At 68.6% G+C, this 7,912-nt stretch carries 8 protein-coding genes; 3 read left to right on the top strand and 5 right to left on the bottom strand.

From position 1 onward, the window contains the following. Both G554_RS17045 and G554_RS13955 read right to left on the bottom strand, forming a co-directional pair. The coding region (locus G554_RS17045) for a helix-turn-helix domain-containing protein (RefSeq protein ID WP_154654119.1) at positions 1-201 on the bottom strand (201 nt) is incomplete at its 3' end. Between the two features lie 151 nt (positions 202-352). Further along, entirely contained in the window at positions 353-928 is a 576-nt protein-coding gene (locus G554_RS13955) for a TetR/AcrR family transcriptional regulator (RefSeq protein ID WP_051232139.1), read from the bottom strand. 55 nt (positions 929-983) lie between these two features. On the opposite strand from G554_RS13955, the gene G554_RS18480 reads away from it, so the two are divergent. Together G554_RS18480 and G554_RS18475 are read left to right on the top strand one after the other, a co-directional pair. Further along, the gene (locus G554_RS18480) at positions 984-1,304 is read left to right on the top strand and encodes an MFS transporter (protein WP_051232137.1); all 321 of its coding nucleotides are present in this window, start codon (positions 984-986) and stop codon (positions 1,302-1,304) included. After that, the gene (locus tag G554_RS18475; protein ID WP_281167932.1) at positions 1,301-2,347 is read left to right on the top strand and encodes an MFS transporter; all 1,047 of its coding nucleotides are present in this window, start codon (positions 1,301-1,303) and stop codon (positions 2,345-2,347) included. Before G554_RS18480 ends, G554_RS18475 begins: the two co-directional genes overlap by 4 nt. Before the next feature lie 108 nt (positions 2,348-2,455). On the opposite strand, the gene G554_RS13945 is transcribed toward G554_RS18475, so the two are convergent. Both G554_RS13945 and G554_RS0101185 read right to left on the bottom strand, forming a co-directional pair. After that, positions 2,456-4,945 carry a glycoside hydrolase family 31 protein gene (locus G554_RS13945; protein ID WP_051232133.1) on the bottom strand — a complete coding sequence of 830 codons (2,490 nt, stop codon included), beginning with the start codon at positions 4,943-4,945 and terminating at the stop codon, positions 2,456-2,458. Positions 4,946-5,031: 86 nt separating this feature from the next. Beyond that, entirely contained in the window at positions 5,032-5,754 is a 723-nt protein-coding gene (locus G554_RS0101185; RefSeq protein WP_051232132.1) for an MgtC/SapB family protein, read from the bottom strand. Between G554_RS0101185 and G554_RS0101180 the strand changes: the two genes are divergently transcribed. Then, positions 5,753-6,055 (top strand): DivIVA domain-containing protein, encoded by a 303-nt coding sequence (locus G554_RS0101180; RefSeq protein ID WP_027586474.1) that lies wholly within the window; start codon positions 5,753-5,755, stop codon positions 6,053-6,055. The genes G554_RS0101185 and G554_RS0101180 overlap by 2 nt on opposite strands. A 4-nt stretch (positions 6,056-6,059) precedes the next feature. On the opposite strand, the gene G554_RS0101175 is transcribed toward G554_RS0101180, so the two are convergent. Beyond that, a complete protein-coding gene (locus G554_RS0101175) occupies positions 6,060-7,775 on the bottom strand; it encodes a glycoside hydrolase family 13 protein (RefSeq protein ID WP_027586473.1) in 1,716 nt (571 codons plus the stop codon). Positions 7,776-7,912: the final 137 nt, after the last annotated feature.

Below are 7,912 nucleotides of genomic sequence, written 5' to 3'. Positions count from 1 at the left end.
CCGGTTCGGTGACGAGGTGGGCCTCGAACTACGGTCGATCAACGGCAGCCCTGCCCGGTACCTGTCGGCCCACCGCTTCACCGTCGCGGGCGAGCACTGGAACCGTTCCGCCGCCCGCCGCAACGACCAGCCCTGTTCCACGACGAGAACAGCAAGACGACGACGCCCTTCCGGTGTCAAGGGTGCGTTAGCGTGAGTCACGAAGACCTCCGTGGTCAGGAGAGTGAGTGTGGTAACCCATATCCTGCCCGGAGGTCTTCGCTACCTCACCCGTTCACAACCTCCCGGGGAAGTACACCTAGCGGGCTGCCGGACGCCGCCCTCGTCGCCACGACCGAGCACCTGGGCGCCGTCAGCCCAACGCCGCCAGTACCGCCCGCGAGTGCTCCCGGGCGAAGCCCCGGTCCAGAAGACCCTCCTCGGCAGCTGCGTACAGCGGCCCCACGATCCTCAGCCGCAGGTGGTCGATGTCGGTGTCGTCGGGCAGCTCACGCCGGCCCACGGCGCGACGCAGCGGTTCCTGCTCGCGGGCCACCTGGCCCTGCCAGAACCTCGTCCGGAAGACCTCCCCGAAGGCACGGTTCGTGATCGCCTGAGCCCTCAGCGACAGAAGCACTGCGCCGGCGTCGTCATGAATCAGGAAGTCAGTGAGGTTGGCACACATCTGCGTGACGTCACCGGGGAGGGAGCCGGTGTCGGGGAGGTCGAGTGTGAGCTCGGTGTCACGGATGACCACGTCCAGCAGAACAGCGTTCTTGTCGCGCCACCAGCGATAAATGGTCTGCTTGGCCACCCCGGCGCGTCGGGCGATCTCCTCGATGGTGGTCGCCTCGAGGCCGACGGCGACGACCAGATCATCCGCCTCCTGGAGGACGTTTCGACGCGCCTCCTCGCTTCGTCCATAGCGATTGCCGGTGTGCACGACCATGGCATGAGGATACCAAAACTAGACGCAACGTCGCGTCTAGATATACCTTGCGGTCATGCGTTCACTCCGCACCCTGGCCTTTCTGGTGGCCGGCTGCTTCTTCATGCTGAATCTCGACGGCACGATCGTCATCACAGCCCTGCCAGTGATGTCGCAGGATCTCGGGGTCACCACCGCCGAGTCCGGCTTGGTCGTCACCGCGTACCTGGTCGCGCTGGCGGCCTTCATCCCGCTCGGCGGCTGGCTGCTGTCCCGTATCGCGGCGAAGTGGTTGTTCACCGGCGCGGTGGCGCTGTTCACTCTGGCATCGCGGGGGCGTCGAGCCTGGCCGGGCTCGCCAGTTTCCGGGTCCTGCAGGGCATGGGCGGGGCGGTGATTCTTCCGGTCGGCCGACAGCTGGTGCTTCGCGACGCCCCGCTGGACAGGATCCAGGCACTGATCGCCTACATCGTGTGGCCCAGCCTCGTCGCCCCGGTGATCGCACCTCTGGCGGGCGGCCTGATCGTCACCCATCTCTCCTGGACCTGGATCTTCCTCATCAACGTACCCCTGGGCGTGGCCGCCTGCGTGGTCTCGCTGATGGTCGTGCCGGCCGAGAAGGAGCCCACCGACTCGAGGTTCGACCTGCCGGGATTCGTCATGTCGGCACTGGGCCTGGGCGGTGTCATCTGGACCGCCCACCTGCTGTCGGGCGGCTCCCTCACCCTCCTCACCGCCCTGTCGGGGGCGGCCTCGCTCGGGCTGTGCGCGATGACCGTCCACCACCTCCGGCGCACCGACCACCCGCTGGTCGACCTCGATGTCTTCCAGGATCTGGTGTTCGCCTGCTCCCAGGGCGGGCTGGTGGGCTTCGCGATGCTCGTCGCCGCGGTGCCCTTCCTGCTGCCGCTGCTCCTGCAGACCTCGTTCGGGTGGAGCCCGGTGACCGCGGGAGTGGTCGTGATGTTCGTCTTCGTGGGCAACATCGCGATCAAACCGTTCACCTCGCCCATCCTCAACCGCTTCGGCTACCGGAGGGTGCTGCATGCCTCCACCGCAGGTCTCATGGTCACCGGGATCGCAGTCTTCTGTCTGCCGTCCACCTTCCCCACCTGGATCCTGTGCACGATGGCACTGCTGACCGGAGTCGCCCGGTCCAACGGCCTCACCGCACTGTCGACGATCACCTTCGCCACCATCCCGGCGAACCAGCGCCGCGCGGCCAATGTCCTGGCCTCCCTCAGCCAGCAGGTCGGTGCCGCACTGGGAGTCGCGCTGGCAACGATGGGGCTGGCCCTGGGTGGCAGCCTCGCCCACAGTGCAACATCGCAGATCGCCTTCGTCGTCGCCGTCGTCGTGACCGCGCTGCCCACCGCACTCGGATGGCTGGTGCTCAGGCGACTTCCAGAGCACGCCGGAGATGAGCTACGCACCCACTGAGGCGGCACCGCTCTGGATTGCTGGCCAACTGTGACCAGGGCACTGGATGCGTGGCGTGGGCGCTGTTCCCCAGCCCGGCGGACAGCCGGGCCGGCGCCCGGCCGCAGCTCAGTGGCCCGACGACTCGGTGGTTGCCAGGATCTCGGTGAGGGCCGAGATCAGCTCGGGGCTCGCGGCGTCGTAGTCGTGCACCTCGTAGAGATGGCCCAGCGAGGACCGGCCCAGCGAGGTGATCGCCGCGAGCGCCGCCCGGCCGCGCTCGGCGACCAGCCGGTAGACCTCATCCTTGAGAATGAAGCCCGTCTGGGCATCGGCCAGCAGAGCCTCCACGGCGGCCAGCGAGTCCGGCTGACCGGTGGTCGTCAGCAGCCTCGAGCGGATCACCAACGGTCCGGCCGGCTGGCCGGCGGCCTCCCCGGCTCGCACCCGGACCGTCACCCGGCTCTCTGCCAGCTCGACGCCGGTCAGCTCACCGCCCTCGACCTCGAAGGTCGCCCCATCGGCCACCGAGAACCCCAGAAGTGTCAGGGTCCAGTCCCGCCGGTCGGCCAGATCGTCCTCGGCCGGAGTGATCCTCAGGACCCCGGCCTGGGCGTCCAGCTCGAGGACGGTCCGCTGCCACTCCCCGTCCGGGGTCTCCTCCTCCAGATCGAAGCGCCCCGACGCCCCGGCGGCCACCAGCACCTCCAGCTGCGGGAACAGCGTGCGAATATCCAACGACTCGCCGGGAGCCACCAACGGCAGGAAACCACCGGCCCGCAGCAGCACCGGTATCGACTCCAGACCCCGCCACATCCGGTAGCCCTGCCCACCGTCGTAGGACCGGCCGGTGACGATATCGGTCCAGCGACCCTCGGGCAGCCAGACATCGGCGTGCCCCTTCTGCAGCACCGGGGCATTGGGGCCGATGATCGGGGCCACCAGGAGCTGGGAGCCGAAGAGGAACTCGTCGATGATCTTGTAGGCCTGCGCCGAGTGGTCCTCGTAGTAGACCGGCTCGACGATGGAGCGTCCGTCGCGGTGGGCGCGCAGGTTCATGGCATTGAGGTAGGGCAGCATCCGGTGACGCAGCCGGAGATGCTCGATCATCGCCTGGCGTCCGGGCTGGGAGTACTTCCACGGCTCCTTGCCCGAGAACCGGGAGCTGCTGGAGTGCAGCCTCATGACCGGGGAGAAGACGCCGAACTCCACCCAGCGGGTCGCCAGCTCGTCGTTCTTGTAGCCCTCCATGTGCCCACCGATGTCGTGGCTCCACCAGCCGTAGCCGATATTGGCCCCGGCGGCGGTGAATCGCGGCTGGAAGGCCAGCGACTTCCAGGTGATCAGGGAGTCGCCGGAGAAGCCGACCGGGTAGCGGTGGGAGCCGGGCCCGGCGTAGCGGGAGAAGATCAGGCCGCGGTCCATCTGGGTCGCCGAGTCGACGTAGTGGCCGTGGTTGAGCACCCACAGCGGGTCCATCCCGGGGATCTTCGAGTAGGGCCCCGACTGCCAGTCGATCCACCAGAAGTCGGTGCCCATCTTCTCCAGGCCGCGGTGCAGCACGGAGAAGTAGGCATCCATGAAGGCCCGATCGGTGACGTCGAAGTCCACCGGATGGCCATCGGCAGGGCGCCCCAGTGCCTGACAGATGGCCGGGTAGGGCTCCTCGAAGGCCCGGATCCCGTCGGCCGGGTGGACGTTGAGGGTGGTCTTGAGGCCGCGGCGGTGCAGCTCGGCCTGGAACTGCTGCGGATCGGGGAAGAGCCCCCGGTCCCAGGTGTATCCGGTCCACCCCGAACCGAACTTCGGGTCGATATCGGTCAGATGCCAGTCCATGTCGATGACCGCGACCGAGAACGGCACCTTCTCGGCGTCGAACCGGTCCATCAGCTCCAGGTACTCGGCCTCGTCGTAACGGTGGTAGCGCGACCACCAGTTGCCCAACGCGAACCGCGGCAGCAGCGGCTGCGAACCGGAGATCGCGAACAGATCGCCGACGGTCTCGACGTGGTCGTGGCCCCCGGCGAACAGGTAGAGGTCCTGGGATCCGGGTTCGGCATGGCGGGCGGCCAGTCGGCCCTCGGCGTCGAAGACCATCGCCTTCGAGTCGTCGATGACGGCGTATCCCAGTTCGCTGACCACTCCGGGCTCCAGGTCCACCGGCCCATCGGCGACATCGAGGGTGCGAGCCGCCCCGCCCATATTGCCGTCCAGTTCCGGGAAGGGGTGTCCGGTCCTGGCGAGACGCCGGTGGGAGGGCAGCGACAGGTCCTGCTTGTAGCGCCACACCGAGTGGTAGTTGGAGATCCCGCCGCGGACCGCCGCGCTCAGCCCGTTGGTGGTGAAGGGGCCCCGGTCGTAGTCGAGCACGTAGTAGTCGGTGATGATCCGCAGGCCGGTGTCGGTCGGCAGGATCTGGTACTCGAAGGCAGACAGCTCGCGGTTCAGGGCGAAGGTGGTCGGCCGGTCCTCGAAGTGGCCGGAGGGAGACCACTCCAGCCGGATGACGCGCGGGGTCAGCGGGGTGAGCCGGTAGTGCTCGCCCTGCAACAGGGACGCGGCTGCCGAGTCCGGGGTCACGGCAGGACCGGCGGGTGAGACGGCATCTTCGACGCTCATGGGATGTTCTCCTAGCAGTTCGGTCTGACCGGAACGAGGTGACCCCACCACCCTATCGATGGGGCCCGTGGTGCCATCTCGGCGGCTCACTCGGTCTCCGGGTCCGCCACCACGTCCACCGACAGGACGCCCTCGGTGCCGGTGAGCCCGGCGACCAGCGTGGAGGTCTCGCGCGGACCCTTGAGCTCCAGTATCAGCCGGGCGTTGTCGGTGCCGGGCACCGCTCTGGGACTCGCCCGCGAGACCGACCATCCGGCGTCGGTGATCCGCGACAGCAGCTCCCTCAACAGACCGTGGCCATCCAGATATCTGACGTCCAGGTGGATCCTCACCGGCTCCCGGTTGAGGAGGCCGTCCTCGACGAGACCCAGCCCCAGGGTGATGACGAAGTGCAGGACGGTGACGACGACCGCCAGCAGCCACAACCCGGCACCGGCCGCCATCCCGATCGCCGAGGACTCCCAGACCGAGGCAGCGGTGGTGAGCCCGCGCACCCGAGAGTGCTGGGTCATGATGAGCCCGGCCCCCAGGAAGCCGACCCCGGAGACCACCTGGGCGGCCACCCGGGAGGGGTCGATCCGGATGTCGCCGCCCAGCAGCGGCACCAGGTCGAAGAATCCGTACTTGCCGACCTGCAGGAACAGTGCTGAGGAGACGCCGACGATGGCCTGGGTGCGGAGCCCGGCACCCTTACCGCGCAGGCTGCGCTCCAGGCCGACCAGTGCGGTGAGCACGAAGGCCAGCAGCAGCTCGGCCAGCTGGGTCCAGCCCTGCCCCAGTGCGATCTCAAGAGGATACTGGGTCACCATGTTCCCATTCTCGCGATCCAACCGGCCCCCGCGCCAGGTTTTCCCCGGACCGATCACCGTCGAGGAGATCCGCTCGGTCCGCTTCGCCAAGGGTGGCCGTTCGGACTACCGGGCAGAGCAGGTCGACGACTTCCTGGACGCGCTGGTCGCCACGGTGGCGGCCGGTGAGCCGATCGATCAGATGGTCCACCGGCCGAGGTTCAGGCTGTCGACGAGGTTCGACGGCGCCTATCTCGCAGACGACGTCGACGCCTTCATCGACAGCCTCCAGGGGCGTCCGGTGGCCCCCCGGCAGAACTGAGCGCTCAGTCCTGGCGAAGCCAGGCGGTGGTCGCCCCGGGCAGCAGCTGCTGACCGTCCTCGTCGGCCGCCAGGTGCCCGCTGGCGACCAGCAGCTCGCCGGTCGGAAGAGCGACGGCCTCGGCGCCGAAGTTGGTGAGGCACAGCCATCCGCCGGGACGCCGGAAGGCCAGCACATCGCCCTGGGACAGCGCGTCATCCCATTCCAGGCTCTCCGCCGCCTGACCGTCGCCGGTCACCAGGTCCGCGCGCACCGCCAGCGCTTTGCGGTACATGCTCAGAGTCGAGTCCGGATCGGCCTCCTCGGCCGCCACCGAGTCGGCGGCGAACCAGGCGGGCTGAGGAAGGTGCGCCCCGGCGGCTCCGAAGCCGAAGGAAGGGCCCTCGCTGGTCCAGGGGATCGGCACCCGGCAGCCGTCGCGGCCCAGACCGTCGTAGTCCTGGCGCCCGCCATGGAAGAAGGCCGGGTCCTGGCGCTGGTCGTCGCCGATCTCGGTGACCTCGTGAAGACCGAGCTCCTCGCCCTGATACAGGTAGGCGCTGCCGGGCAGGGCCAGCACGAAGAGCGTCGCCGCGCGGGCCCGACGCACCCCCAGATCCCGGTCGAGCTGGTCGGCGGGAGCCCCGGCCAGCATCCACTCCGCGCCCTGCTTGACCTTGCGGCCGTTCAGCGGGGCCAGCCCGTAGCGGGTGGCGTGCCGGGTGACGTCGTGATTGGACAGCACCCAGGTCGACGAGGACCCCGACAGCTCCTGCTGCTCCAGGTTCGTCGACACCACCCGGCGGAACTGGGCGGCGTCGAAGTCGGCCGTCAGCAGGTCGAAGTTGAAGGCCTGGCCGAGCGACTCGGGCCGGGCGTAGCGGGCCCGGCGGGCCGGATCGTCGAGCCAGGCCTCGGCCACCGCGGTGCGCGGGGGGTCGTACTCGTTGAACACCTCGCGCCACTCGGCGTAGATGTCCTGGACCTCGTCGCGGTCGATGGTCGGATGGGTCCCGTCGATCGGCATCGCTGCCAGCTCGGCGGCCGAGGGGAGCACCTCGGGCAGATCCTTGGCCAGTGAGTTGGCGACGTCGATCCGGAAGCCGTCGACCCCCCGGTCGGCCCAGAACCGCAGGGTCTTGAGGAAGTCGGCGTGGATCTCGGGATTGCTCCAGTTCCAGTCGGGCTGCTCGATGGCGAAGCTGTGCAGGTACCACTGGCCGTCGGGCACCCGGGTCCAGGCCGCCCCGCCGAAGGATCCCTTCCAGTCGGCCGGCGGGATCTCGCCGTGCTCGCCCAGTCCGTCACGGAAGATGTAGCGGTCGCGAGCCGGTGATCCCTTCTCGGAGGCCAGTGCCTCCTTGAACCAGGGATGCTGGTCCGAGGAGTGGTTCGGAACGATGTCGACGATCAGCCGGATACCGGCCTCATGCAGCTTGGTGCTCATCTCGTCGAACTCGTCGAGGGTGCCGATCCGCGGATCGACATTGCGGTAGTCGGCGACGTCGTAGCCCCCGTCGGCCAGTTCGGAGGGGTAGAAGGGGCTCAGCCAGACGGCGTCCACCCCCAGCTCCTTGAGGTAGTCGATGCGGGAGATGATGCCGGCCAGGTCGCCGATCCCGTCCCCGTTGGCGTCTGCGAATGAGCGCGGGTAGATCTGGTAGACCACGGCCTGACGCCACCAGTCCGGGGAGTCGGCGGGAATGCGGAACGGGGACTGTTCTGCCTGCGTGAGGGTCACGGTGCTCCTTCTGGGGTTCATTCGAGGATCAAATCAAATCTATCTCGGGTCGGATCTGGCGAGAGTCCGGCCCTCGCCCGCCGCCGGAACGCGACGGGCTCTGACCGGCCCCCGGGGGGGTGAGGGCGCCGTAGCAC

It is taken from the genome of Acidipropionibacterium thoenii DSM 20276, assembly GCF_000423445.1.
In the GTDB taxonomy this organism is placed as follows: domain Bacteria; phylum Actinomycetota; class Actinomycetes; order Propionibacteriales; family Propionibacteriaceae; genus Acidipropionibacterium; species Acidipropionibacterium thoenii.
The sequence above is the reverse complement of the archived record's forward strand: the minus strand, read 5'-3'. Positions and strand labels throughout refer to the sequence as shown.

Excerpts from the sequence above, each read along its gene's own strand:
- G554_RS13955 (WP_051232139.1), bottom strand. The coding sequence starts at position 928 with ATGGTCGTGCACACCGGCAATCGCTATGGACGAAGCGAGGAGGCGCGT.
- G554_RS18480 (WP_051232137.1), top strand. The coding sequence starts at position 984 with ATGCGTTCACTCCGCACCCTGGCCTTTCTGGTGGCCGGCTGCTTCTTC.
- G554_RS13945 (WP_051232133.1), bottom strand. The coding sequence starts at position 4,945 with ATGAGCGTCGAAGATGCCGTCTCACCCGCCGGTCCTGCCGTGACCCCG.
- G554_RS0101180 (WP_027586474.1), top strand. The coding sequence starts at position 5,753 with ATGTTCCCATTCTCGCGATCCAACCGGCCCCCGCGCCAGGTTTTCCCC.
- G554_RS0101185 (WP_051232132.1), bottom strand. The coding sequence starts at position 5,754 with ATGGTGACCCAGTATCCTCTTGAGATCGCACTGGGGCAGGGCTGGACC.